30 protein-coding genes and 1 tRNA gene are annotated in these 25,690 nt (G+C 46.7%); 4 read left to right on the top strand and 27 right to left on the bottom strand.

Going from position 1 to position 25,690, the window contains the following annotated elements; all coding sequences use genetic code 11:
- Nucleotides 1–45: 45 nt before the first annotated feature.
- Entirely contained in the window at nucleotides 46–1,656 is a 1,611-nt protein-coding gene (locus ACO0KZ_RS15045; RefSeq protein WP_422996594.1) for a methyl-accepting chemotaxis protein, read from the bottom strand.
- Nucleotides 1,657–2,054: 398 nt separating this feature from the next.
- Complete coding sequence (locus ACO0KZ_RS15040) at nucleotides 2,055–4,475, bottom strand: heavy metal translocating P-type ATPase (protein ID WP_422996592.1); 2,421 nt, start codon at nucleotides 4,473–4,475, stop codon at nucleotides 2,055–2,057.
- 202 nt (nucleotides 4,476–4,677) lie between these two features.
- On the opposite strand from ACO0KZ_RS15040, the gene ACO0KZ_RS15035 reads away from it, so the two are divergent.
- Nucleotides 4,678–4,884 (top strand): heavy-metal-associated domain-containing protein, encoded by a 207-nt coding sequence (locus ACO0KZ_RS15035; protein WP_422996590.1) that lies wholly within the window; start codon nucleotides 4,678–4,680, stop codon nucleotides 4,882–4,884.
- A 6-nt stretch (nucleotides 4,885–4,890) separates the two neighbouring features.
- On the opposite strand, the gene ACO0KZ_RS15030 is transcribed toward ACO0KZ_RS15035, so the two are convergent.
- The 8 genes from ACO0KZ_RS15030 to petA form a co-directional block, all read right to left on the bottom strand.
- Nucleotides 4,891–5,631 (bottom strand): LrgB family protein, encoded by a 741-nt coding sequence (locus ACO0KZ_RS15030; RefSeq protein WP_422996588.1) that lies wholly within the window; start codon nucleotides 5,629–5,631, stop codon nucleotides 4,891–4,893.
- A 1-nt stretch (nucleotide 5,632) separates the two neighbouring features.
- Complete coding sequence (locus ACO0KZ_RS15025; protein WP_422996586.1) at nucleotides 5,633–6,034, bottom strand: CidA/LrgA family protein; 402 nt, start codon at nucleotides 6,032–6,034, stop codon at nucleotides 5,633–5,635.
- A 357-nt stretch (nucleotides 6,035–6,391) separates the two neighbouring features.
- Nucleotides 6,392–6,467 (bottom strand) — tRNA-Thr (locus ACO0KZ_RS15020).
- Nucleotides 6,468–6,536: 69 nt separating this feature from the next.
- Nucleotides 6,537–7,019: a ClpXP protease specificity-enhancing factor gene (locus ACO0KZ_RS15015; protein WP_422996584.1), complete on the bottom strand. Its 483-nt coding sequence runs from the start codon at nucleotides 7,017–7,019 to the stop codon at nucleotides 6,537–6,539.
- A gap of 87 nt (nucleotides 7,020–7,106) precedes the next feature.
- Nucleotides 7,107–7,718: a glutathione S-transferase N-terminal domain-containing protein gene (locus ACO0KZ_RS15010; RefSeq protein ID WP_422996582.1), complete on the bottom strand. Its 612-nt coding sequence runs from the start codon at nucleotides 7,716–7,718 to the stop codon at nucleotides 7,107–7,109.
- Between the two features lie 110 nt (nucleotides 7,719–7,828).
- Nucleotides 7,829–8,593, bottom strand: coding sequence for a cytochrome c1 (locus tag ACO0KZ_RS15005; protein WP_422996580.1), 765 nt, complete (start codon nucleotides 8,591–8,593; stop codon nucleotides 7,829–7,831).
- A 25-nt stretch (nucleotides 8,594–8,618) separates the two neighbouring features.
- Nucleotides 8,619–10,031: a cytochrome b gene (locus tag ACO0KZ_RS15000; RefSeq protein WP_422996662.1), complete on the bottom strand. Its 1,413-nt coding sequence runs from the start codon at nucleotides 10,029–10,031 to the stop codon at nucleotides 8,619–8,621.
- Nucleotides 10,031–10,645: a ubiquinol-cytochrome c reductase iron-sulfur subunit gene (gene petA, locus ACO0KZ_RS14995; RefSeq protein WP_422996578.1), complete on the bottom strand. Its 615-nt coding sequence runs from the start codon at nucleotides 10,643–10,645 to the stop codon at nucleotides 10,031–10,033. Before petA ends, ACO0KZ_RS15000 begins: the two co-directional genes overlap by 1 nt.
- A 394-nt stretch (nucleotides 10,646–11,039) precedes the next feature.
- Here petA and mscL point away from each other — a divergent pair, with 394 nt between their 5' ends.
- Nucleotides 11,040–11,471 (top strand): large conductance mechanosensitive channel protein MscL, encoded by a 432-nt coding sequence (gene mscL / locus ACO0KZ_RS14990; RefSeq protein ID WP_422996576.1) that lies wholly within the window; start codon nucleotides 11,040–11,042, stop codon nucleotides 11,469–11,471.
- A gap of 78 nt (nucleotides 11,472–11,549) precedes the next feature.
- On the opposite strand, the gene ACO0KZ_RS14985 is transcribed toward mscL, so the two are convergent.
- Nucleotides 11,550–12,317 (bottom strand): Nif3-like dinuclear metal center hexameric protein, encoded by a 768-nt coding sequence (locus ACO0KZ_RS14985; RefSeq protein ID WP_422996574.1) that lies wholly within the window; start codon nucleotides 12,315–12,317, stop codon nucleotides 11,550–11,552.
- A gap of 12 nt (nucleotides 12,318–12,329) precedes the next feature.
- On the opposite strand from ACO0KZ_RS14985, the gene ACO0KZ_RS14980 reads away from it, so the two are divergent.
- Both ACO0KZ_RS14980 and ACO0KZ_RS14975 read left to right on the top strand, forming a co-directional pair.
- Nucleotides 12,330–13,493: a S1C family serine protease gene (locus ACO0KZ_RS14980; RefSeq protein ID WP_422996572.1), complete on the top strand. Its 1,164-nt coding sequence runs from the start codon at nucleotides 12,330–12,332 to the stop codon at nucleotides 13,491–13,493.
- Nucleotides 13,494–13,517: 24 nt separating this feature from the next.
- Nucleotides 13,518–14,195, top strand: coding sequence for a DUF2461 domain-containing protein (locus ACO0KZ_RS14975; protein WP_422996570.1), 678 nt, complete (start codon nucleotides 13,518–13,520; stop codon nucleotides 14,193–14,195).
- A gap of 6 nt (nucleotides 14,196–14,201) precedes the next feature.
- Here ACO0KZ_RS14975 and tatC read toward each other — a convergent pair whose 3' ends face one another.
- From tatC to ACO0KZ_RS14895, 16 genes are all read right to left on the bottom strand, one after another.
- Entirely contained in the window at nucleotides 14,202–14,960 is a 759-nt protein-coding gene (gene tatC, locus ACO0KZ_RS14970) for a twin-arginine translocase subunit TatC (protein ID WP_422996568.1), read from the bottom strand.
- Nucleotides 14,961–14,991: 31 nt separating this feature from the next.
- Entirely contained in the window at nucleotides 14,992–15,495 is a 504-nt protein-coding gene (gene tatB / locus ACO0KZ_RS14965) for a Sec-independent protein translocase protein TatB (protein ID WP_422996566.1), read from the bottom strand.
- Nucleotides 15,496–15,521: 26 nt separating this feature from the next.
- Nucleotides 15,522–15,731, bottom strand: coding sequence for a Sec-independent protein translocase subunit TatA (gene tatA, locus ACO0KZ_RS14960; RefSeq protein ID WP_422996660.1), 210 nt, complete (start codon nucleotides 15,729–15,731; stop codon nucleotides 15,522–15,524).
- A 70-nt stretch (nucleotides 15,732–15,801) separates the two neighbouring features.
- The gene (locus tag ACO0KZ_RS14955; protein ID WP_422996564.1) at nucleotides 15,802–16,158 is read right to left on the bottom strand and encodes a histidine triad nucleotide-binding protein; all 357 of its coding nucleotides are present in this window, start codon (nucleotides 16,156–16,158) and stop codon (nucleotides 15,802–15,804) included.
- A gap of 45 nt (nucleotides 16,159–16,203) precedes the next feature.
- On the bottom strand, nucleotides 16,204–16,551 hold the full coding sequence (locus ACO0KZ_RS14950; RefSeq protein WP_422996562.1) for a phosphoribosyl-ATP diphosphatase: 348 nt from the start codon (nucleotides 16,549–16,551) through the stop codon (nucleotides 16,204–16,206).
- A 13-nt stretch (nucleotides 16,552–16,564) separates the two neighbouring features.
- Nucleotides 16,565–16,963 carry a phosphoribosyl-AMP cyclohydrolase gene (gene hisI / locus ACO0KZ_RS14945; protein WP_186940603.1) on the bottom strand — a complete coding sequence of 133 codons (399 nt, stop codon included), beginning with the start codon at nucleotides 16,961–16,963 and terminating at the stop codon, nucleotides 16,565–16,567.
- Nucleotides 16,960–17,724, bottom strand: a complete 765-nt coding sequence (gene hisF, locus ACO0KZ_RS14940; protein ID WP_422996560.1) for an imidazole glycerol phosphate synthase subunit HisF — start codon at nucleotides 17,722–17,724, stop codon at nucleotides 16,960–16,962. The genes hisI and hisF overlap by 4 nt, the downstream gene beginning before the upstream one ends.
- Nucleotides 17,721–18,512, bottom strand: a complete 792-nt coding sequence (hisA, locus tag ACO0KZ_RS14935) for a 1-(5-phosphoribosyl)-5-[(5-phosphoribosylamino)methylideneamino]imidazole-4-carboxamide isomerase (RefSeq protein ID WP_315468117.1) — start codon at nucleotides 18,510–18,512, stop codon at nucleotides 17,721–17,723. Before hisA ends, hisF begins: the two co-directional genes overlap by 4 nt.
- 84 nt (nucleotides 18,513–18,596) lie before the next feature.
- On the bottom strand, nucleotides 18,597–19,235 hold the full coding sequence (gene hisH / locus ACO0KZ_RS14930; protein ID WP_422996557.1) for an imidazole glycerol phosphate synthase subunit HisH: 639 nt from the start codon (nucleotides 19,233–19,235) through the stop codon (nucleotides 18,597–18,599).
- Nucleotides 19,236–19,311: 76 nt separating this feature from the next.
- On the bottom strand, nucleotides 19,312–19,902 hold the full coding sequence (hisB, locus tag ACO0KZ_RS14925) for an imidazoleglycerol-phosphate dehydratase HisB (protein ID WP_186891067.1): 591 nt from the start codon (nucleotides 19,900–19,902) through the stop codon (nucleotides 19,312–19,314).
- Between the two features lie 33 nt (nucleotides 19,903–19,935).
- Entirely contained in the window at nucleotides 19,936–21,033 is a 1,098-nt protein-coding gene (gene hisC / locus ACO0KZ_RS14920; protein ID WP_422996555.1) for a histidinol-phosphate transaminase, read from the bottom strand.
- A 72-nt stretch (nucleotides 21,034–21,105) separates the two neighbouring features.
- Nucleotides 21,106–22,038 carry a DNA-methyltransferase gene (locus tag ACO0KZ_RS14915; RefSeq protein ID WP_422996553.1) on the bottom strand — a complete coding sequence of 311 codons (933 nt, stop codon included), beginning with the start codon at nucleotides 22,036–22,038 and terminating at the stop codon, nucleotides 21,106–21,108.
- Between the two features lie 126 nt (nucleotides 22,039–22,164).
- Nucleotides 22,165–23,499, bottom strand: coding sequence for a histidinol dehydrogenase (gene hisD / locus ACO0KZ_RS14910; RefSeq protein ID WP_422996551.1), 1,335 nt, complete (start codon nucleotides 23,497–23,499; stop codon nucleotides 22,165–22,167).
- A complete protein-coding gene (hisG, locus tag ACO0KZ_RS14905; protein ID WP_422996549.1) occupies nucleotides 23,499–24,152 on the bottom strand; it encodes an ATP phosphoribosyltransferase in 654 nt (217 codons plus the stop codon). The genes hisD and hisG overlap by 1 nt, the downstream gene beginning before the upstream one ends.
- Before the next feature lie 26 nt (nucleotides 24,153–24,178).
- The gene (murA, locus tag ACO0KZ_RS14900) at nucleotides 24,179–25,429 is read right to left on the bottom strand and encodes a UDP-N-acetylglucosamine 1-carboxyvinyltransferase (protein WP_422996547.1); all 1,251 of its coding nucleotides are present in this window, start codon (nucleotides 25,427–25,429) and stop codon (nucleotides 24,179–24,181) included.
- Nucleotides 25,430–25,431: 2 nt separating this feature from the next.
- A complete protein-coding gene (locus ACO0KZ_RS14895) occupies nucleotides 25,432–25,665 on the bottom strand; it encodes a BolA family protein (RefSeq protein ID WP_395009281.1) in 234 nt (77 codons plus the stop codon).
- Between the last annotated feature and the right edge of the window lie 25 nt (nucleotides 25,666–25,690).

The following is a 25,690-nucleotide window of genomic DNA, read 5'->3' as shown; positions in this document are numbered from 1 at the left end:
CTCTATTATGTGTCTTACTACCTGACAGGGCTTAAGATTCATTGCTTAATTTAACAAGCCTAGAAACTGACTCTGTCCTTTGGCTGGCATCGTGTTTAAACTTGCCTGAGCACCCTGCGCCAATTTAAAGACCGCCACCGTGTTTGCCAGACTCGCTGCCTGATCTTGCATACTGGCCGAAGCAGCAGCGGCTTCTTCTACCAACGCGGCGTTTTGTTGAGTCACTTCATCCATCTGTGTGATCGCAATATTGACCTGCTCAATCCCTGAACTTTGCTCGGCACTCGCTGCGGCGATCTCACTCATAATATCTGCAACTTGTTTTACGGCGGTAACAATCTGATTCATAGAATCCCCGGTCTCATCAACAAGACGCCCACCCGCATCGACTTTTTCGACTGAATCTCCAATCAAGCCTTTGATCTCTTTTGCTGCTGCAGCGGAACGTTGCGCTAAGCTACGCACTTCCGATGCAACTACTGCAAAACCACGCCCCTGCTCACCAGCGCGTGCCGCCTCGACCGCAGCATTCAATGCCAGAATATTGGTTTGAAACGCAATACCGTCAATCACTCCGATAATATCCACAATTTTTCGTGAGCTCTCTTTGATCGAGCCCATAGTATCGACCATCTGCGCCACGACCTGCCCACCTTTCACCGCATGATCCGATGCGGACACCACCATTTGATTGGCTTGTCGGGCATTGTCTGCATTCTGTCTGACCGTGCTGGTCAATTCTTCCATCGACGAGGCGGTTTCTTCGAGACTAGCAGCTTGTTCTTCGGTGCGTGACGACAAATCCAGATTACCTGCTGCAATTTGACTTGACGCGGTGGCGATTGTATCCGTGCCGATACGTACTTCCGATACGGTATTAACCAGGCTCCTATTCATTTCCTTCAAGGCAGCAAGTAACTGCCCTGTTTCATTGTTGTTATTCACATCAACGGTACGGGTCAGATCACCGCTTGCAATACTTTGTGCGATATCGACTGCATAATTGAGCGGCTCAGAGATACTCTTGACTAACCAAACACCTACCACAATACCAGCTCCTAATCCGAGCATGATCATCGCAATCGACATCATGCGCACAGTACCGTATTTGACCTGAGAAGCTTCATATTCTTGCTTTCCAACGCTAAGCTGTAATTTAATGAGCTCAGCCATCTGCGCAAGCACATCTTGGTATAGCTGCTCCATTTTTCCATGCAAGAGTTCGGTCGCCTTGGGAATATCTTGGGAGCGCAAGGCTTCCTGTGCCTTATTGAGGCCTTGCTCGACAAAGACCTTACGCGCCGCTACAAATTTTGCTGCAAGTTGTTTCTCATCTGCTGTCAAATAAGTCGCTAAGTATTCATCCCAAGTCTTATTCACCTCGTTTTTTGTTTGATCAATTTCGTCCATTAACTTAGCAATCTGCGCAGGCTCAGCAGAGATCGCTTTTGCAATACTCAACTCATTACGATTAATACCGCGAATCACGCTGTCTAACTGACCAACTGCAACTAACCTGTCTTCATACACCGTTCGCAGGGCCTCATTAACCGTAGCCAAGCTGGACAGACCTAAAGCGCCGATTGATATCATGAGCAAGGACAAAAAACCAATGACAAATATGAGCCTTGACTTAATCATCGTATTTTTTAGCATGGCTTTTTCCCCGAAGTAGGCTACATTTAGAATGCAAGGCGAGTCCCACTTAAATCAAGCGGGCACATGCAATAAGAAAACTCGACAACAAGAATAATGATACCAGTCGTGCAATTGAGGGCAATTCGGATAGCGTTTTAAAAACATTATCTGTTAGATGTCTTGGTTATCTTACGCTTGAGCACATATAGGACGAAAACAAATGCGCAAATTTGTCATTCCTTGTGCCTATCTGCAACACTATTTCTACCTTTAAGCTATCGATAGAGGAAAGCATTTTCTTCCCGTAGAAATTTATCTTTCAAAGAAAGAAATACTTAAAATATTCACACCTATGCTTTCCTAACAAAGCATCAGCATGGCGCTAACACTCGAAACACGGAGGACGTCACCAACACTCACTGCGAACCCTCCTTCGCGTGCCAAGGTTTCCAGTTACGTAACAGCAGTGCATTTGACACCACACTCACACTAGAAAAAGCCATTGCCGCACCAGCGATCATGGGATTCAAATAGCCCAGCGCCGCGAGAGGTATGCCGATGATATTGTAGATAAAAGCCCAACCTAGATTTTGACGAATTTTGTGATAAGTTCTTTGTGAAATCGAAATCGCATCCGCCACCAAAACAGGATCGCCGCGCATCAAAGTGATCCCTGCTGTATGCATAGCGACATCGGTGCCCGTAGACATGGCAATACCTACATCCGCTGCGGCCAATGCCGGTGCATCATTGATACCATCTCCGACCATACCAACACGATAGCCTGCTTGCTGCAATTCACGTACCACGTTTGCTTTATCCGCAGGCAGTACTTCGGCTCTGACATCGGTAATGCCAACTGTCTGAGCAACTGCATTGGCGCTTCCATAATTATCCCCGCTCAACATAATCGCTTTAACACCCATCGCTTGCAAACGCACTACTGCCGCATGGGCATTTGCTTTCACACTGTCACCAAAACTAAGCACGCCTGCTAATTGCGTTTGTTCATTTCGTCCATCGTGATGTAAAGCCAGACAAGAAACTGAGCGCCCTGCTTGCTGTTGCTGCTGCACAGCGACATCTAAATTGGCAGTATTGATGCCCAACTCTTGCATCCAGCGCAAATTACCTAGATAAATCGTGACATCATTTAGCTTCGCTTGCACACCACGCCCTGGCATGGCTTTGGTGTCGCTCACTTGCGACCAAGTCACACCACCTTGCCTCGCTTTCTGCAGCACCGCTAACGCTAAAGGATGCTCGCTGTACTGCTGCACAGCAGCTGCCCATTCAAGCATTTGTGTTTCTGTATAGTCAAGGCTAATCACCTCAGCCAGCGCGGGCTTACCTTCTGTCAAGGTTCCGGTTTTATCAAAAGCAATCGCTGTGAGTCGATGGGCGACCTCTAGTGCCTGCGCGTCCTTGATCAAAATGCCATACTTCGCTGCCACACCAGTACCAACCATAATCGCCGTAGGCGTTGCTAAACCCAATGCACATGGACAGGCGATCACCTGTACCGCGACCGCATTAAGCAAAGCAGCCTGCCAGTCACCTGTGAACACCCCCCACGCGACAAACGTCAACACGGAAATAACTAACACCACAGGCACAAATATAGCACTGACTTTATCGACCAAAGCTTGTATCGGCGCTTTAACCGCTTGCGCATCTTCCACCATTTGAATAATTTGTGAGAGCATGGTGGCACCACCGATAGCACTTGCTTTCACCAGCAATAGTCCGTCAGCATTCACTGAGCCCGCGATCACCACATCACCAACTTGCTTACTCACAGGCAGACTTTCTCCTGTGAGCAATGACTCATCAAGATAACTACTGCCTTCTAAAATCTCTGCATCAACGGCGACTCGATCGCTTGGACGCACGATGACGATATCGCCCATCCGGACTTCAACCACTGACACTTCAATATCGATACCAGCACGTCGCACCAAGGCTGTCGTCGGACGTAAAGATTCTAAAGCGCGTAAAGCTTGTACAGTCTGATTCTTGGCACGTGCTTCCAAATACTTACCTAGTAACACCAACGTAATAACCACGGCAGAAGACTCAAAGTACAAATGACTCATGCCGTGCGCAACGTGGACGCTTTGTGCCAACAGTAAATACACCGACAAACCATAAGCTGAACTAGTACCCATCGCCACTAGCAGATCCATATTGCCACTACCAGCTCGCACCGCGTTCCAGGCGGCACGATAAAAGCGTGCCCCTAACCAAAACTGTACGGGCGTTGCCAGCACCATTTGCAACCAGCCAGGAATAGTCAAATCGATTCCAAAGAGTGCCAGCAACATAGGAGCCAATAAGGGCGCACTCAATGCTACTGCACATGCAAGCTTCCAACCCTGAGCGCTTCCCTGAATTGATTTAGTTTGCGAAGTGCCAGAGCCATCGTTCACCACATGCGCCAAATAGCCAGCTTTCTTACTGGCGTCCAAAAGACGCTCGACATCCGCATCTATCAGCATTTTTACCTGCGCTTTTTCAGTTGCCAGATTGACGCTGGCAGCGATAACACCGGGCACTGCCTTTAAGGCCTTTTCAACACGTCCAACGCATGAAGCACAACTCATCTCCCCAACGCTGAGCACCACGCTTTTCGTTGGTACCTGATAGCCGGCTTTCTCCACAGCGGCGATCAAAGTGTCTACACCAATACCAACTACAGTTTCGATACTCGCTTTTTCAGTTGCCAAATTTACCGTCGCTTTTTTTACACCGGACGCACCTAGCAACGCTTTTTCCACACGCACTGCACAAGTCGCACAAGTCATTCCTTCTATTTTCAAACTAAATTTTGTATCCATATTTCTCTCGATCTTATCTCTGTCTGATAGATGTTAGGTACTGACTGAAAAGCTCGTCAGCATCACGATACAGCTTCCCATCCCGGGAAGGTCAAGAAAATTTGGCATTTTTATGTGCGAGCGCAAGGCACTTACGATCGTTTGCAGTTCTTAGGCTAAAAAAGTACTAAAATTCCTGCTTTAACATATACAGGGCCTATTCATGCCACAATTCCAAGTTCAAGACATGACCTGCAAACATTGTGAAGCAAATGTTATCAACGCTATCAAAGAAGTTGATGCGGGAGCAGATATCTCCATCGACTTGAGTCTACATTTGCTGACGATAACGTCAATCCAAGATGCTGCAACGTTAGGAGATGCTATTCGCGAGGCAGGCTACACACCTTTCTTACTAAGCGAACAATAGCTTCGCTTAACGAAAGAAGTAATTCACGATTAGTGGCACCAAGGTGGGTGCAATTACCGCAGTCAGGATACCGTTCAAGCCCATACCCAAACCTGCGAAGGTGCCAATCTCTTTGCTGACTTGAAATGCTCTTGCGGTACCAATTCCATGTGCCGCCAGCCCCAATGCAAAACCACGGATTTCGGGGGAGCTAATGCGCATCCAGTTAAACAAATAACGCGCAACTAAAGCGCCGAACGCCCCAGTTAAAATAACTATTGCAGCAGCGACCGAGGGGATGCCACCAATTTTTTCAGCGATACTCATAGCGATTGGTGTGGTCGCCGATTTTGGCCCGATCGAGAGGGCTAGTTCATAGGAACCGTGCAGCCAAATGATTATCAGAACAGCCGATGCGATCGCGGTGACTGAACCTAAGATCAGACCAACACTCAATGGAAGTACATTGCGCCGCAAGCGCGGCAATTGACGTGCAAGAGGAATGGCTAATGCGACCGTGACAGGGCCTAGCATTAGGTGAATCGGCTGTACGGCAGAAAAATAATCTGCATAGGAAACACCTGTTGTGCTCAGGACTAAAATCACGATCGTAACAGCAATCACCACTGGGTTAGCTAAGGGAGAGAAATTAAATCGAGCTGATAGCCACATCCCGCACAAATAGGCGGTTAAGGTCAACGCTACCCCCAGCAATGGAGAGTGCACGACATAGCCCCAGACGAAGTTCAGTTCGGCGATATCATGCATGTTAACTGTCCGGTTTGGGTGGCGTAGCTTGGTCAACTGGGTCTTGCACAGGACCGTCATGATCTCCTTTATGTCCCATCAATACCCGCATACTCGCAGCAGTCACCGCTAAAGTCAGCAAAGTACTAACCACGATTGCAAGCAACAAAGCCAGCCAATGCTGCGCAATACTGCTTGCGGAAACCATAATGCCCACTCCAGCAGGAATAAAAAAGAGTGACATGTGTTTCAGCAAATGATGACTAGATTCCTCTATTTTCTTCATCAGTCGTGGCGATGCGAGCAAGGCAAAAAATAACAACAGCATCCCCATCACTGCCCCAGGGATATTCCACCTTAATAAAAACACTGCCGCCTCACCAAGACACTGGAAAATCATTAAAACCAATAATGTGTACAACATAATAAGTCCATTGAAAAGATGAAACGTAAGCAAAGTCCGATAACATCGATAATATCCCTTGGATGTCGTGATTCTTTATGTTGAATCATTATTATTCGCCATTGATGCTGGGTAGAACTTTTACTTTCGAAGAGTTACTTGATTGAGCGTAGCTGATGATTTCGCGATCAGCAAGCCTTAAGGTCAACCGTGTTGTGATTTGTTTGCTGTGAGGGTGGAAAGGCCAGTTTGAATGCGAGCGAAAGTCGGCATTGCATAGATAATGAATAGCACGAAGTTTGGTATCCAAATTCGGTATGCAATTAATTTTCATGGCAATAAAAAAGGGCTCACATCTCTGTGAGCCCTTAGTACTACTGGTGCCGGTTGCCGGAATCGAACTGGCTACCTGATGATTACAAGTCAACTGCTCTACCAAGTGAGCTAAACCGGCGAAAATCGTATCAAGATTTTTTACAATCCGTTTTGTTTTGCAACGAATCTTGAAGAACAAAATTATAGACTACTTTATGATTTTTAGGGAAGGTTTTTCTGATTTTTTTTGATTTTTTTCTTGAAGCTGATTTTTTTCGGCATCTGCAAGTGCATCTGCTTCACGTATTGAAACGGAAGCTAATCCTAAAGCAGGCTTCGCAGGCTCTATGTTTGGCTGCGGCAACGGTTCGTCATCGACTTCAACCTGATCAAACACCATGCCCTGCCCATTCTCACTGGCAAAGATGGCTTGTACGTTCGCAACAGGCACGTAGATCTCACGCGAAACACCACCAAAGCGCGCCTTGAACTTCACTGCATCATTATCCATTGTCAAACCGCTGGTCGCAGTAAACGCAATGTTTAGTACGATCTCTCCTTTGCGCACAAATTCCATGGGAACTTGCACAGCAGCGTTAACCTTGACCGAGATATAGGGCGTAAAGCCGTTATCCGTGCACCATTCATAAATAGCGCGTAGCAAATAAGGTTTTGTCGAGATCTCTGACATGAGCAGGTCGTACTTTCAAGTAAAAATTCAGTTCAACTATCCAACATGATGGACACCAAGGAAAATCATGTTGGATAAGGCGACATATTAGCGGCGCATTACTTTCTCAGACGGTGTCAATGCTTCTATATATGCAGGGCGAGAGAAAATACGTTCTGCATATTTCAACAAAGGCGCGGCTGTTTTAGATAAATCAATACCATAATGATCAAGGCGCCATAACAATGGAGCAACTGCCACGTCAAGCATCGAAAACTCTTCACCTAACATGTATTTGTTCTTCACAAACAATGGCGCTAATTGCGTCAAACGATCACGAATTTCTGCGCGCGCTTTGTCCAATACTTTGGCTGAAGAGCTATTCTTTTCATTTTCCAAAGTGTGAACATGAACAAATAACTCTTTTTCAAAATTGAACAGCATCAATCGCGCGCGAGCACGTTGCAAAGGATCTGCAGGCATCAATTGTGGGTGCGGAAAACGCTCATCAATATATTCGTTGATGATATTGGATTCATACAGAATCAATTCACGTTCCACCAAAATCGGTACCTGACCATAAGGATTCATGGTGGAGATATCTTCTGGTTTATTGAACAAATCGACATCGCGGATTTCAAAGTCCATGCCTTTTTCGAACAAAACCAAACGGCAACGTTGTGAGAATGGGCAAGTAGTACCCGAATAGAGAACCATCATTGTTGGCGTTCCTTAAAACGATGAGGGCGAGGTAGCTTTTCCTAGCCTACCTCACCCTGGAATAACACATCCATGTTTATAACATGGACGACGATTTTACTAAGTTCTTATTACTTCACTTCTTTCCAGTAAGAAGCGTTCAAGCGCCATGCCAATGTCGCCAGCAATGCCATAAACATCACAACCCAAACACCCAGGCGCTTACGGTTGTTTTGTGCTGGCTCGCCCATCCATTGCAAGTAAGCGACCAAGTCGCCCACCGCATTGTCATATTCAACTGCACTCAATTTACCTGCGGTGACTGTTTCGAAACCGGCAAATTTATGCTCTGTTTTTGACTTATCATGCGCATCTGCCACTGTTTCGAATTTAGCTGCCCGGACACCTTGCAATTCCCACAAAGCGTGTGGCATACCAACATTTGGGAACAACATATTGTTCCAGCCAGTTGGACGACTATCATCTTTGTAGTAAGTACGCAAATACGTGTACAACCAGTCAGCACCAGAGCCATCAGCCGACGCTTTAGCCCTCGCGATTACAGATAAATCTGGTGGAACTGCGCCAAACCATTCTTTTGCGTCTTTCGCGCTCAGACTAGTCTTCATCAATTCACCGACTTTTTCACCCGTGAACAACAAATTGCTCTTGATCTGATCTTCAGTTAAACCTAAATCACGTAAGCGGTTGTAACGCATAGAAACCGCAGAGTGACAATTCAAGCAATAGTTAACAAACAGCTTGGCGCCGTTTTGCAACGCTGGTAAATCCGTTGAACGATCTGGAGCGCGATCTAATGGATATCCACCACTGTTAGCCAAAGCGAACGCCGGTGCGAATGCCAAAGTAACGATCAGTTTTTTAAGTAATTTCATGCTAATTCTTCCTCGCTTAATCTGATCAATGCGCAGCAAACGTCACGCGTTTTGGCACTGGTTTGAACGTACCCATTGCGCTCCACCATGGCATCAATAAGAAGAAGCCGTAGTAGATCAATGCACAAACCTGAGACACGCGCTCACCCGCTGGAGAAGGTGCTTGCACGCCAAGGTAACCCAAGATTACGAACGAAATACCGAAAACGATATACACATACTTGTGCCAATCTGGACGATAACGAATCGACTTTACTGGGGAGACATCCAACCAAGGTAAGAACGCCAAGATCACCACAGAACCGCCGAACAGCACAACACCCCAGAATTTTGCATCTAAACCAAATGGCATCATGCCAATAATCGCCAATAAAGCAACTACTGCGATACTCGCTTTGACCATGAAGTTCAGTTTTGATTTCAACCAAATCAATGCAACATAAGCTGCCACACCGGCTTGAACCACATACAAGAACTCAGACGTTGTTGCACGCAAGATCGAGTAGAAGGGCGTGAAATACCACGTTGGAGCAATATGCGGTGGCGTCTTCAAAGAATCCGCAGGAATAAAGTTGTTGTACTCGAGGAAGTAGCCGCCCATTTCTGGAGCAAAGAATACAACCGCGCTGAAAATCGTCAAGAACACCGTTACACCGAAGATATCGTGGAAAGTGTAGTAAGGATGTGAAGGTACGCCGTCAACCGGGTGGCCATCTGCATCTAAGTTTTCTTTGATTTCGATACCGTCTGGATTGTTAGAACCGACTTCATGCAAAGCGATCAAGTGAGCAACAACCAAGCCCAACAATACCAAAGGGATAGCGATAACGTGGAATGAGAAGAAGCGATTCAATGTCGCATCTGACACCACATAGTCACCACGAATCCACAAAGACAAATCTGGGCCGATGAATGGGATAGCGCCGAACAAGTTAACGATAACCTGTGCGCCCCAATAGGACATTTGGCCCCATGGCAAGAGGTAACCGAAGAAAGCTTCAGCCATCAAGCACAAGAAGATTGCAAAACCGAACAACCAGATCAATTCACGTGGCTTACGATATGAACCGTAGAGCAGCGCACGGGTCATGTGCAAGTAGACGATGATAAAGAAGGCAGATGCGCCGGTCGAGTGCATATAACGCACTAACCAACCGGATGGCACTTCACGCATGATGTACTCTACCGAAGCAAACGCAAGATTCGCATCTGGTTTGTAATGCATCACCAAGAAGATACCGGTAACAATCTGAATAACTAATACCAACATCGCCAAAGAGCCGAAGATGTACCAAAAGTTAAAGTTCTTCGGTGCGTAGTATTGACCCCATTGATCGTTCCACAATTTGGTCAGTGGAAAACGGGAATCGACCCAATTCAAGGCCTTGTCCAGAACTGGTGCGTCGTCTGGGAGTTTTTTCTCAACAAATGCCATGATTAAGCCTCGCCTTTCTCATCTTTACCGATGATGATTTTGGTATCTGATAAAAACATATGAGGTGGCACATCCAAATTTTGTGGTGCTGGTTTGTTTTTGTATACACGACCAGCCAGATCGAATGTGGAACCATGGCATGGACACAGGAAACCACCTTGCCAATCATCTGGCAAAGAAGGCTGAGCGCCTGCTGCGAACTTCGAACTTGGTGAGCAACCCAAGTGAGAGCAAATACCAACCGTCACCAAGATATCGCTGTGCTCTTTGCGTGAACGTGTTTGTTTATCGCAATACTCTGGCATTGCCATCGTGTATGGCTTTTCAGATTTTGGATCTGCGACTTTATCTTCTGTCTTTTTCAGACTGTCCATCATTTCTGGCGTACGCTTCAAAATCCAGACTGGCTTGCCGCGCCACTCTGTCGTACTCATTTCACCAGGTTTTAAATTGGAAATATCCACTTCCACCGGTGCACCCGCCGCTTTTGCGCGCTCGGATGGTTGAAAAGTACTCACTAGCGCACCTGCTGTTGCCAAACCTGCTGCGCCACCTGCCGCACATGTTGCAACGAGTAGACCGCGACGGCCTGAATCGACCTGCTTTTCGATACTCATACAAACCCCAATCTATCAAAAATCAAAACTTGACGAAGCACCAGAGTCTATTGACCCTACACTTCTTACAACCTTAAATTATAAAGGAGCTGAGTGGTGATTTAAAGAAAAAGATGCTCTGCAGGACGATTTACAGCTTTTTTCCTCACAATTTCACAAAACTGAACCGAAAATATTAGAAAATCTGTTTAATCTTCTAAAAAATTAAACCTTAACAACAACAAATCAACCTGCACTTGACAAGATTTGACAATAATTTGGCAGACATCTATGAATTTGCAGATTACTATATTGCCGTTTTACCATATTTTATTGGCGAGAAATTAATTACAACTATCAACTCAATCAGCAAAATTAAGCTATTTGAGCCATTTAGACAATTTAGGGGAATTTTATGGGCATGATGCAAGAATTTAAGAGCTTTGCAGCACAAGGCAATGTAATTGATCTGGCAGTGGGTGTGATTATCGGCGCTGCTTTCGGTAAAATCGTTGATTCATTAGTGGGCGACATCGTAATGCCTGTAATTGGTAAGATTTTTGGCGGCTTAGATTTCGCCAACTATTATCTGCCACTCAATGGGCAAGCCAGCAGTATGACACTAGTGGAAGCAAAAAAAGCCGGTGCGGTTTTAGCATACGGTAATTTTTTGACAATTTCGTTGAATTTCATCATCCTCGCCTTCATTATTTTCCAAATGGTACGCTTAGTTAATTTGATGAAGAAAAAAGATGCTGCTGTCGCGGCTGCGGTGCCAGCAGAGCCAGCACCGACACCAGAAGATGTGGTGTTGCTACGTGAAATTCGTGATGCATTGAAAAAATAATTTGTGTCGAAATGCTTTCGTAATGCATTCAGGACCAAGTCAAAAATGCCACCAATCCGGTGGCATTTTTTCATCAATTCAAACAGGGTTCGCAATATCGACAAATTGATGTTCTATTCCAAATTGCTCTGCAATAAACTGCCCCAAGGCTTGGACACCATAACGCTCGCTGGCATGGTGCCCACAGGCCAAATAAGCAACTTTAGATTCTCGAGCCAGATGCACGGTAGGCTCTGAGATTTCACCGCTCACAAAGATACTAGCTCCCGCTTCAATCGCAGCATTCAACATATTCTGTGCAGCACCTGAGCACCAGGCTATCGTAGTTACTGCTTGATCGATATCGCCTATCAGTATTGCCTCTCGTCCTAGTCTATTTGAAATATGGGCAGCCACATCAGCGGCGGACGCAGTAGCCATTGCAGTCCACGTCCCCAACCATCCCAAATCATCTTCGCCAAAACGCCCAGTCACTTCAAATCCAAATAACTTCGCCAATTGTGCGTTATTCCCCATAATGGGATGTGAATCTAGAGGCAAATGGTATGCGAACAAGGAGATATCATTTGTGATCAAGGTTTTCAGTCGTTGAAACTTTTGCCCAACAACCCGCATATCTTCACCGCGCCAAAAGTAACCGTGATGCACCAAGATCGCATCGGCCTGCAAACGAACTGCCTCATCCAGCAGCGCCTGACAAGCAGTCACACCGCTAATAATGCGCTTAATTTCACGTCGCCCTTCCACCTGAAGCCCATTTGGGCAATAATCACGGAAGCGTGCAACTTGCAATTCGTTTACCAGAAATTGTGCAAGCACATTCCTCTCTACTGACTTTCTTAACATACCGTCCTCATCATGCGTCGTTTATGGCTATTATTTGCTCAAACCGTGACTGTCGGTTTGGCATTGTGGTTTATTGTAACCAGCTTGAAGCCAAATTGGTTACAACAAGGTTTTTCCGTCAACAAGAATGTCAGTCTGACTTCCTCCGCTACTTTGATTGAAGCACCCAGCAGCAAAATTGCGACGGCTGGCTCTTACCATTTAGCGGCAAAACGTGCCATGCCCTCTGTAGTCAATATCAGTGCCACCCGTAATTCAAATAACAATAATCCCTTACTAAGCGATCCATTCTTTAAACGTTTTTTCGGTGAGCAGGCTCGTCCTAAATCAGAGCGCCCTTCCAGCAGTGGCTCCGGCGTGATTATGAGCCCGCAAGGACATATTCTGACAAATAACCATGTGATACAAGGCGCCAGCGCAATTGAAGTCGCACTCGCTGATGGTCGCCTAGCGACTGCCAAAGTGATAGGCACTGATCCTGATACTGATCTCGCAGTATTGCAAATTGATTTAAAAGATTTGCCGACGATCACCTTAGGGCACTCCGAAGAATCGAATGTGGGCGACGTAGTACTGGCGATAGGCAATCCCTTTGGCGTGGGGCAAACCGTCACCATGGGCATAGTGTCAGCATTGGGACGCAATAGCGTAGGGATCAACACCTATGAAAATTTCATACAAACAGATGCCGCGGTCAACCCCGGCAATTCTGGTGGCGCACTGGTCGATGCTAATGGCAACTTACTCGGCATTAATTCGGCGATTTACTCTCAGAACGGTGGTTCGCTTGGTATCGGCTTTGCCATTCCAGTATCAACCATCAAAATGGTGATGGAAGCGATTATTACTGACGGCCAGGTGGTACGTGGCTACCTCGGCATTAGTCCGGAAGACATCACTACCGAAATGGCAGAAAGCTTCAATATCAAACAAACCAAAGGCTCTATCGTTGCAGCGGTCGTGCGTGGTGGACCAGCCGATCAGGCAGGCGTGAAACCTGGCGATATTTGTATCGCGATTGATGGTAAGCCATTTCAAAATAGCCGCGAGATGATGAATCAAATCGCGGCATTAAAGCCAAATTCAAAAGCGAAGTTGAAAATCTTGCGTCAATCCAATGAAATTTCCTTTGACATCAATGTCGGTAAACGTCCACCATTTAAACTCGAAGAATAAAAAACTCACAAAACGGGAAGTCGCATGCACGTTCAAGAATTAAGTCGTTTCTTATTTGAATTATCCGAGAATAATAACCGTGCATGGTTTGTGATGAACAAACCACGCTACGATATTTTACGTGCGGAATTTTTAGTGATGGTGACGCGCTTAATTCAAGAGCTCAGCAAAATAGACCCCGCCATCGCACAATGCGATCCCAAAAAAGCTTTATTCAGAATCAACCGGGATGTGCGCTTTGGTAAAGATAAATCACCGTATAAAACGTATTTTTCTGCCTCAATATTGCCGAGTGGTCGCAAGAAGCCTAGCGAGGGCGGTGGACCTGCGTATTATTTCCAAATAGGCCAAGACAATCGTTTATTGTTTGCAGTCGGTGAGTACATGCCACCGTCAGATCGCTTGAAGAACATCCGTCAGCATATTCTTGAAGATGACGCTGGATTTAATAAAGTCATCAAGAACAAAGCCTTAAAAACTTGTTTTGGCGACTTACAAGAAGAAGGCAAATTGATACGTCCACCCAAGGGTTACAACCCAGAGCATCCACTAATCGAATATTTGAAATTAAAGAGCATGATGGTGTGGGCTGAATGCCAGCTAGACGGCATGTTGTACGAGGATGTACACAAACAGCTGGTCAGTGGCTTTAAATCGGCGCTGCCCTTAGTCACTTGGTTACGGGCAGCCAGATTCAGCTAGACAGTTTTATTCTTCTGGTGGCGCCTGAGTCGCTTTGACAAAGATCGGTGCCACGAACAAACCCAATTCAAACAACATCCACATCGGCACAGCCAGCGCTAGCTGACTTACGACGTCAGGCGGTGTAACGACAGCCGCAATTACAAAAGCACCGACGATGACATAAGAACGAATAGCTTTCAATTTCTCGACAGTTAACAAACCAGTGCGCACCAATACGACAACCACAATAGGTACTTCAAAGGTCAATCCAAATGCCAAACACATTGACATCACAAAATCGAGATAGTTTTCTATATCGGGTGAGACTGTGATGGAAGTTGGGGCGAATTCAGAAATAAATTTAAAGACCCGCCCGAATACAAAGAAGTAGCAGAAGGCTACGCCTGCAGCAAACAAAAATGAGGATGAAATAACCAGCGGTGCTACCAAGCGCTTCTCATGCGCATACAATCCTGGAGCAATAAAGGCCCAAGCTTGGTACAAAACCCAAGGTAGAGCGATCAAAAATGCAAGCAATAAAGTCACCTTCATTGGTACCAAGAATGGAGAAATCACCCCGGTGGCAATCATCTTAGCACCCGCTGGCAAAGCCGCCACCATAGGCTGCGCCAAAATATCGTACACAGCTGAGGGTCCAGGCCAAGCGAACAAGGCAGCACAAACTAGCGCAATGCCAGCACAGGCTTTCACCAGTCGATCACGCAACTCGACCAAGTGCGAAATGAAAGACTCTTGCATACCCATGAAATTATTATCACTCATGACATGCCCTTAAATGAATTATTGAGAGCATTTAGAAAAAACTCGATGAAGGACTGCGATTGACTCGATGTTTCGCCATGCGGGCAGCACCAGAAATGACTTGGCTACGCTGGCCATGACGGCTTTTGTACCAGCTTGGAATATTCGAGGTTTTTGCAACTTTCCTGCGACGGAAATTTTTCGCTTTAGCCATCATGGCATCACTAGAGGGTGCCGTGTAATAGTCGTAAGGAGAATAATTAGAATGCGACTCTGGCTGCACCAGCTCATTCAACTCCTGCTGCGCCTCGGAAACTTCTTTATTAATATCCTGTTCGAAATTTTGCGCCGCCGATTCAACTTCTTTCTGCATCTTGCGCAATTCTTCCATTTCGATTTCACGACTGACTTCCGATTTCACCTGGCTTATATAGCGTTGCGCGCGACCAAATAAGGTGCCCGCCATGCGCGCAACTTTGGGTAAATCTTTGGGGCCAATCACAATCAAAGCCACTGCGCCAATTAAAGCGAGTTTGGTCAGTCCGAGGTCTATCATAAATCTACTCTAGCACTATCCTAAGATTAGTGCGTCGACTTATCCTTTGCCTCGACATCAATGGTTTTTTGCTCTTCAGCTTTTGGTGTTTTTTCCTCTTCACCTTTGATACCGTCTTTAAAACCTTTGACTGCCTTGCCCAAATCGCTACCAACATTGCCGAGCTTCTTAGTGCCGAACACCAAAACCACAACGACCAACACGATCAACCAATGCCAAATACTAAATGAACCCATCATACTTCCTTCAAGGCCTGAGCCAAAAAATCAATCTATAAAAAATAAAGCGAATGATCGCAAAAAATAATTACAACTTGGCGCCACCAATCACATGCATATGCATGTGATAAACAATTTGACCGCCATTTGGACCTGTATTGATAACAGTCTTAAAACCGCCCGACTTTGATCCATCCGCATGCTCAATATACGCACAGCCTTGTTGTGCCGCCAGTTTAGGTGCTAATTCAAGCATTTTACCCAACAATGCGGCATCTTCGGATTTTGCGTCGGCCAAACTCGACAAATGCTTCTTGGGAATAATTAGAAAATGGACAGGTGCGGCAGGATTGATATCATTAAATGCCATCAATTCATCATCTTCATACAAAACAGTAGCCGGAATTTGCTTGGCAACGATTTTACAAAAAATACAGTTATCCATACAGTCCACTCAATAATTGTTACAAAAAACAGTGCAAAAGTCAGACTAATTATCTTTGCGAGAAGCTTTTTCTTCTATGCCAGAAATACCTTCACGCCTTGCTAATTCATCGAGAACTTGCTGCGGGCGCAAATTATACTGCGCCAACATGACAAGCGAATGAAACCAGAGATCGGCGCATTCATACAGCAAATCAGAAGTATCGCCAGAAACACGTGCATCTTTCGCCGCCATCACAGTTTCGGTGGCTTCTTCGCCGAGTTTTTTTAAGATCGCGTCGTCACCTTTATGAAACAATTTGGCGACGTAAGAAGTTTCGGGATTGCCACCATTGATCGCTTTACGACTTTCGATCACGGCAGCCAACTGATTCAATATCGATTCTTGAGTCATATTTATCTGCTGCTTACTTATAAATGGCTTCAGGATCTTTCAGCACAGGATCGACTGTTACCCATTCACCTTCATCCACATTGCCTTCGAACTTTTGGAAGAAACAAGAATGCCGTCCCGTATGACAAGCGATGCCCTCCACTTGTTCAATTTTCAGAAGAATGACATCTTCATCGCAATCTAAACGGATTTCTTTCACTTTTTGTACGTGACCCGATTCTTCGCCTTTGTGCCACAATTTTTTGCGCGAACGACTCCAGTACACCGCTTCGCCAGTTTCTACTGTGCGGCTCAGGGCTTCACGATTCATCCAAGCGAACATCACCACATCATTGCTGCCTACTTCTTGCGCAATGACCGGAACCAGACCGACTTCATCCCATTTCACTTTATTTAACCAACGAAAACTCATGCTAACCTCATTGGTATATGTTGTGCCGCCATAAACTGTTTTGCTTCCTGCACTGTGTGCTGTCCAAAATGAAAAATACTTGCTGCTAACACTGCATCGGCACCACCAAGCTTGATGCCATCGGCTAAATCCTGTAGACCACCGACACCACCCGATGCGATGACTGGAATATCAATCGAATCCGACACCGCACGGGTTAAGGCCAGATCAAAACCGGAACGGGTACCATCTTTGTCCATACTCGTCAGCAGAATTTCTCCAGCCCCCAATTGCGCCATTTTGCGTGCCCATTCGACTGCGTCTAAGCCCGTCGCATTGCGCCCACCGTGCGTATACACTTCCCACTTACCAGGCGCTACGGCTTTGGCATCAATCGCGACCACAATACATTGCGAACCATATTTATGCGCGGCATCTGCGACTAATTGCGGATTCGTGACGGCAGAAGTATTCATACCAACCTTATCCGCACCCGCATTCAACAAACGCCGCACATCAGCCACAGTCCGGACACCGCCACCGACGGTTAAGGGAATAAACACTTGTGACGCAACAGCTTCTATCACAGGCAAAATCAAATCTCGGTCATCAGAGGACGCGGTGATATCTAAGAAAGTAATTTCATCCGCACCTTGCAAATCGTAACGACGCGCCACTTCCACCGGATCACCAGCATCGCGCAACTCTAAAAAATTGACGCCTTTGACTACCCGCCCGGCATTCACATCCAGGCAAGGAATAATCCGTTTTGCTAAAGTCATTCTTCGTCTTCTTCGTAGATGAGATCACCACTGAGTTCATCGGCACGCTCTTGTGCACTGGCCAAATCCAAAGTGCCTTCGTAAATTGAACGACCACAAATCACACCCTCAACACCCTCATCTTGCACTGCACATAATGCTTCGACATCGGCTAATACGTGCACACCTCCTGAAGCAATCACTGGCACTGTGACAGCCTGCGCCAATTTCACTGTAGCGTCGATATTAACACCACCCATCATACCGTCACGACCGATATCAGTATAGATGATTGCTTCCACGCCATAACCTTCAAATTTCTGCGCCAGGTCGATCACATCGTGACCGGACATTTTGCTCCAACCATCAGTAGCGACTTTGCCATCCTTAGCATCGATGCCCACGATAATTTGGCCTGGAAAAGCGCTACAAGCATCTGCCAAGAAGCCTGGACTCTTGACTGCTGCAGTACCGATAATGATGTAAGAAATACCTGCATTCAAATAGCGCTCGATCGTATCGAGATCACGAATACCACCACCCAATTGGACTGGAACTTCTTCGGTATCGGTTTCTTCTGCGTACTCGCGCACGGTTTTTATGATCGCTTTAATCGCTGCTTCATTTTTTGGTTTGCCAGCGAACGCGCCGTTCAAATCCACCAGATGCAGACGACGTGCGCCTTGTTCTAGCCAGTGACGCGCCATATCGGCGGGCTCTTCAGAGAATACAGTGGCTTGATCCATATCGCCTTGTTTAAGACGTACGCAGTGACCATCTTTCAGGTCGATAGCAGGAATGAGCAGCATGATGAATTTATAGGGTAATTAAAAATAAAAAATAGAGTAAAACGACAGACAATAAGTTTGACAGTATGTTCAACAAATCAAGGTCTAGGGATTCCAGTGTACGAAATTTTTATACAGTTGCAGTCCGGCAGCAGCGCTTTTTTCTGGGTGAAACTGCGTTGCAAAAATATTCTCGCGCGCTACCGCTGAAGTAAATACCTGACCATATTCAGTGGTACCGACTACATCTTGTGCTTGTTCTGGCTGAACATAGTAGCTATGCACAAAATAAAAATAACTGTCATCAGCAATGCCATTCCAAAGCGGATGTGCTTGCGATTGGTGCACGCGATTCCAACCCATTTGTGGCACTTTATATCGGGAACCATCTTCTTGCAATTGCCCGCTTAAATCAAAGCGCACGACCTTGCCTGGCAACAAACCTAAACAAGGCGTATTGCCTTCGGCACTAACGTCAAATAACATCTGTTCACCGACACAGACACCAAATAGAGGCTTTTCACGTGCGGCTTGCAAAATAGCGTCTTGCAAACCTGATTCCTGCAAACAGCCCATGCAATCAGGCATAGCACCTTGACCTGGCAAAACAAGCCTGTCGGCAGATCGGATATCGGCGATATCACCTGAGATCAAGATCTGCGCTTCGGGTGCAACTGCGCGAAAGGCCTGAGCGACGGAACGCACGTTGCCCATGCCGTAATCGACAACAACTATCTTATTCATAACAGTGAGAGAGTAGACATAGTGAAGTGTTGTAGGTGCGCAGCGACATATTCATTGCTATCGCACTTAAGCTCTTTTATAGACTACCTTTAGTGGATGGAATAGTACCCAAGGCGCGCTGGTCTAATTCTGCCGCCATACGCAGCGCGCGACCAAAGGCTTTGAAAATAGTTTCACATTGATGATGCGCATTTTCGCCGCGCAGATTGTCAATATGCAGAGAGACCAAAGCATGATTGACGAAACCCTGAAAAAATTCATGGGTCAAATCGACATCGAATGAACCTATCATAGAACGCTTAAAGTCAACATGGTATTCAAGGCCTGGACGACCAGAGAAATCAATCACTACTCGAGAAAGAGCTTCATCGAGTGGCACATAGGCGTGGCCATAGCGACGTATCCCTTTTTTGTCGCCGATTGCAATGGCAAACGCCTGACCCAAAGTAATGCCAACATCTTCCACCGTGTGATGCGCATCGATATGCAAATCACCATCGGCTTCGATATCCAAATCGATTAAACCATGGCGAGCAATTTGATCCAGCATATGATCTAAAAACGGCACACCGGTTTTCAATGATTGCTTGCCTGTGCCGTCAAGATTGATGGCGACACGAATTTTGGTTTCGTTGGTATTGCGTGTAACTTGCGCTGTACGTTGCATGATGAATTTGGCTGGTGATTATTAGCTTTTAGTTTAAGCCATTAAAGCTAAGGTGAATGCTTTTAAAAATAAGGCGTTCTCTTCTGGTGTGCTGACGGTAATACGCAAACAGTTCTGCAGCAGACCATGCATTTTACCCACATTTTTCACTAAAATTTTTTGTTCCAACAATTTTGTGAATACTTCATTGCCATAAGTCTCACTTTTCGCGCTATTTGACACGCGTATCAGCAAAAAATTCGCCGCTGACGGGAAAACTTCTACTCCTGGCAAGGCTGAAAGTTGACTAGACAACTCACTGCGTTCAGCACGTAACTGCGCTGCTTGCGTCTCAAAAATTTCAGCGTGTTCGAGCAGGCAGGTAATCGCTGCTTCGGTCAACACATTGATGTTATATGGTGGTCTGACTTTATCGAATTCTTCGAGCAATTCTGCCGATGCTGACATATAGCCCAAACGGATTCCCGCCAAGCCTAATTTCGATACAGTGCGCATCACAACCAGATTCGAAAATTCTGGCAAACGCGACATAAAACTGGTCTGCGCAAATGGCTGATACGCTTCATCAACAATCACCACACCTGAATCACCAACCGCACGAATAATCTCCTCCATATCCGCTGCATCAAATAAAGTACCGGTAGGATTATTCGGATAGGCCAAATACGTCACTGCAGGTCTATGTTCTGCAATCGCTGACAACATCGCTGCTTTGTCCAAGGTGAAATCGGCATTGAGGGGCACGCCGGTAAATTCCATACCTGCAAATTTGGCTGACATCGCATACATCACAAAACCGGGCAAAGGTGCCAACACTTTTGCACCCGGCTTTGCGCAGGCAATGCTGATCATCGCAATCAACTCATCTGAGCCATTGCCCAGCACCAGATCGTAGCCCTCAGGTACGCCGAAATGCGTGCTGAGCGCTGATTTAATACCAGCGTAACTTGGCACCGGATAACGATTCAGGTCAATTTCCGATAAACGTTTGGCAAGAAATTGTTGAAGCTCGGGCGTCAATGTATAGGGGTTCTCCATCGCATCGAGCTTCAGAAAACCCGTCGCGTCTGGCACGTGATAAGCCGACAAGGCGCGCACATCAGCGCGGATAATATTTTCTACTAAGGACATGAGGCTTTTGCTCGTTTTAAAAATCGGTGAATAATTTTCAAGAATAATTTTGGATATTCGTTCAAACCGGAATCAAGTTTCAAGTGCTACTGCGCTCTTTTTGCGACCTGTTGTTTTCGCTACTTTGGCTTTTGCCTTAGCAGGCACAGATTTAGTTTTGCTGGTGCGCTTGCCTACCTTCATTGCTTTAGCCAGCACAGGTTTAGCCCGCACTGGTTCGGTCGGTTGATTATTCAGAATTTGTAATTCTGCCTCTGCCGATAGGAGACGCGCTTCGATGATGGCGCAGTATTCTGGATTTAATTCAAAGCCGACAAATTGCCGACCACAACGTCGCGCTGCAATCGCGGTGGTTCCGCTGCCCATAAACGGGTCAAGTACTACGCCATTTTCGGGACAAGATGCTAGCAGCATGCGCTGAATAATTTCTAGAGGTTTTTGCGTAGGATGCTCAACCCGCTCTGCATCTTCTTTGTGCAGGCGCGAAACGCTCCATAAGTCTTTCGGGTTGTAACCTAATTCCAACCATTTCGCACCCACAAAGATAGAACGCGAACGTGCTTTCTTGGTCGCCGCATCATAGGGAATGCGTACTGCATCCAAATCGAAATAATAATTTTTCGACTTCACAAACAATCCTATGGTGTCATGCACAGAAGAAAAACTGCGGGTACTACCACCCATCGATGGCACGCGTCTATCCCAAATGATTTCATTAATCATGGTCATGCGCTGCTTCAGCATCACAAAGATTTCCGGCGAATAGCGCCAGGTCAAAAAGATATACAATGATCCAGTCGGTTTGAGCTTAGGCAGCGCCGCGTCTATCCAACGCTCAGTCCATGCCAAATAATCGGCCGCTTCTTGCTTATCCGAATCATTACCGTAATCCTTGCCCAAGCCGTAGGGTGGATCAGTCAAAATCAAATCGATACTGCCATCAGGTATGCGTTGCAAACCGGTGATGGCGTCTTCATTGAAAATTTGATTGATGAAGCTGCTCATGTGCTTGAACGAACAGAACAACCTAGCCGCAGAGGCGCAGAGAACGCAGAGATATTCTTCATGCATTCCTCTTCGCTCTCTGCGCCTCTGCGGTTATAGGTTTTGATTTTCATCGTTTTCTTATACTTACTTCAAACGCAATTCAGCACTACGCGCGTGCGCTGGCAGGCCTTCGCCATTCGCGAGTTCCGCTGCGATTTTGCCTAGCGTCTGCGCGCCCTGCTCGCTGACTTGGATCATCGAAGAGCGCTTCTGAAAATCATAAACACCCAACGGTGAAGAAAACCGTGCAGTACGCGAAGTCGGCAATACATGATTCGGGCCAGCGCAGTAATCGCCCAAAGACTCGGATGAAAAACGACCGAGGAACATCGCACCAGCATGACGAATTTGATCCGCCCATTGCTGTGGATTTTCTGCGGAAATTTCCAAATGTTCCGCCGCAATATCATTCGCGATATCGCAAGCCTCTTGCATATCACGCACCTTAATCAAGGCACCCCGATCTTTCAATGAGGTACGAATAATTTCCGCACGTGGCATCGTTGCAATCAGCTTATCGATACTCGCATGAACTGCATCGATGTAGGCCGCATCAGGACACAATAAAATCGACTGTGCAAGTTCATCGTGTTCTGCTTGCGAAAACAAATCCATCGCCACCCAATCCGGGTCTGTCGTACCATCGCACAACACCAAGATTTCAGATGGCCCAGCTATCATATCGATACCTACCATCCCGAATACACGACGCTTGGCATTCGCGACATAGGCGTTACCTGGGCCAACGATCTTATCAACTTGCGGAATGCTGTCCGTGCCGTATGCTAAAGCAGCGACGGCTTGCGCGCCACCGATAGTGAATACACGATCAACACCAGCGATTGCTGCTGCGGCTAATACCAAAGGATTACGCACACCATCAGGAGTTGGCACCACCATAATGATTTCGCGCACGCCTGCGACTTTGGCAGGAATCGCGTTCATCAGTACAGAAGATGGATAAGCCGCTTTACCGCCAGGCACATAAATGCCGACGCGATCTAAAGGCGTGACTTTCTGCCCGAGCACTGTGCCATCTGCTTCAGTATAAGAAAAACCAGCCGAACCACACTCACGCTTTTGTACTTCGTGATAAGCACGCACACGCTCCGCTGCAGCTTCTAATGCGCTGCGGCGCTCACTCGAAATACTGGCTAGCGCCGCATGCAAATCGGCCTGTGGAATTTCCAGCGCTTGCATATCGCTGACAGTCGCTAAGCGATCAAAACGCTGTGTATATTCGAGCACCGCAGCATCACCGCGGGTTTTCACTGCCTGCAAAATTTGGCCAACACTTTGATCAATCGCTGCGTCTTCACTCGCTTCAAACGCCAACAATTGGCGCAAGGTTTGTGCGAACCCGGCTTGTGTAGAATCCAAGCGAGTGAGCACTGTAGCAAAAGACATGGAGGAAGACATTATTTGCCCTCCGAAGCGCGCTCAAAGGCTTGCAAAATAGGTTGCAAGCGTTCACGTTTCAATTTCAATGCAGCTTGATTCACCACCAAACGCGATGAGATATCCATGATCTCTTCGACTTCGACCAAGTTATTCGCGCGCAGCGTATTACCAGTGCTAACCAAATCAACGATCACATCCGATAAGCCGACCAATGGGGCTAATTCCATCGATCCATACAACTTAATCAAATCGATATGTACGCCTTTGCTGGCGAAATGCTGACGTGCCGTTTCTGTATACTTAGTTGCCACACGCAAGCGCGCACCGTGACGCACCGCGGTTGCGTAATCAAACCCGACCGAAACAGCAACCGACATACGGCATTTTGCAATCCCTAAATCGATAGGCTGATACAAACCTGCTCCGCCATGTTCGAACAACACATCTTTACCCGCCACACCAAAATCTGCAGCACCATATTGCACATAAGTCGGTACGTCAGAAGCGCGAACTATGATCACCCGCACATCCGGATCATTGGTCGCTAAAATCAACTTACGTGATTTTTCAGGATCTTCGGTGACGTGGATGCCAGCAGCTTCCAAAAGCGGCAAGGTTTCTTCAAAGATGCGACCTTTGGACAAGGCCAAAGTTAGTTGATGAGAACTCATATCGATTGTTTCGCTCGTTTGCTAGTTTATTTAACGCGTTGAATCTGCGCACCTACCGCAGACAACTTGACTTCCATGCGGTCATAGCCGCGATCCAAGTGATAAATGCGGTCAATCAACGTCTCGCCGTGGGCAGCCAAACCTGCGATGACCAAAGACGCAGAAGCCCGCAAATCGGTTGCCATCACTGGCGCGCCTATCAGTTTTTCCACGCCACTCACAATCGCCGTATGTCCATCAATTTCAATATGCGCGCCGAGACGATTCATTTCTTGCACATGCATGAAGCGATTTTCAAAAATCGTTTCGGTGACGCGCGCGGTGCCATTTGCTATGCAATCTAAGGCCATGAATTGCGCCTGCATATCAGTTGGAAAGCCCGGATATTCGGTCGTACGGAAACCGACTGCTTTTGGACGTCCGCTCATCTGTGCGCGTATCCAATCTGGGCCTGTCGTGATGATCACACCTGCCTCGCGCAACTTATCTAAAGCCACATCCAAAATATCACTACGCGTATTTTTGACAGTCAGGTCGCCGCCGGTAGCTGCAACCGCGCAAAGAAAAGTTGCCGTTTCTATGCGATCAGCAATCACTGTATGTGTCGCACCGTGCAAGGCTTCGACGCCTTGTATGACTAAACGATCAGTACCAATGCCAGTAATCTTGGCGCCCATGGCGACTAACAAGTTCGCCAAGTCAGTGACTTCTGGCTCACGCGCCGCGTTTTCCAAAACCGTTTCGCCTTCCGCCAAAGTCGCTGCCATCAACAGGTTTTCTGTACCTGTAACGGTAATCATATCGGTCACAATGCGTGCGCCACGCAGACGTTTCGCTTTCGCGTGGATATAACCTGCTTCGATATTGATCTCGGCACCCATAGCTTGCAAGCCTTTGATGTGCTGATCAACGGGACGTGAGCCAATTGCACAACCGCCCGGCAAAGATACCTTCGCTTCGCCAAAACGTGCCAGTAAAGGGCCAAGCACGAGAATCGATGCGCGCATGGTTTTTACCAAATCGTAAGGCGCTTCTAGCTTATCAATTGCTGCGCCGCTTAATGTGACGACGCCATTCTCTTCAGTGACGTGCAAGCCCATTTGTTTAAGCAACTTCAACATCGTAGCGACGTCTTGCAAGTGAGGTACATTGTGTAAAACCACATCGCCGGCACTGAGCAAACCTGCACACAAAATCGGCAACGCAGCATTCTTTGCACCAGAAATAATGACGTCGCCATTCAAGCGATTGCCGCCTGTAATCAGTAACTTATCCATGTTTATTTAAACTCTTCCGGCGTTAAAGTTTTCATCGACAAAGCATGAATTTCTTCACGCATCCGGTCGCCTAAAGCGGCGTAGACGAGTTGATGACGTTGAATCAAGCGCTTGCCAGCAAAGGCGTGGGAAACGATCACGGCGGTGAAATGTTGACCATCGCCTTCCACTTCGAGATGTGTACATTCCAAGCCGGAAGCGATGTAATTTTTAATTTGGTCTGGTGTAGGAAACACAATCAATCTTTCTAAAAAATTTTCT

The organism is Undibacterium sp. Di24W, from assembly GCF_049340325.1.
Lineage (GTDB): Bacteria > Pseudomonadota > Gammaproteobacteria > Burkholderiales > Burkholderiaceae_D > Undibacterium.
The sequence above is the reverse complement of the archived record's forward strand: the minus strand, read 5'-3'. Positions and strand labels throughout refer to the sequence as shown.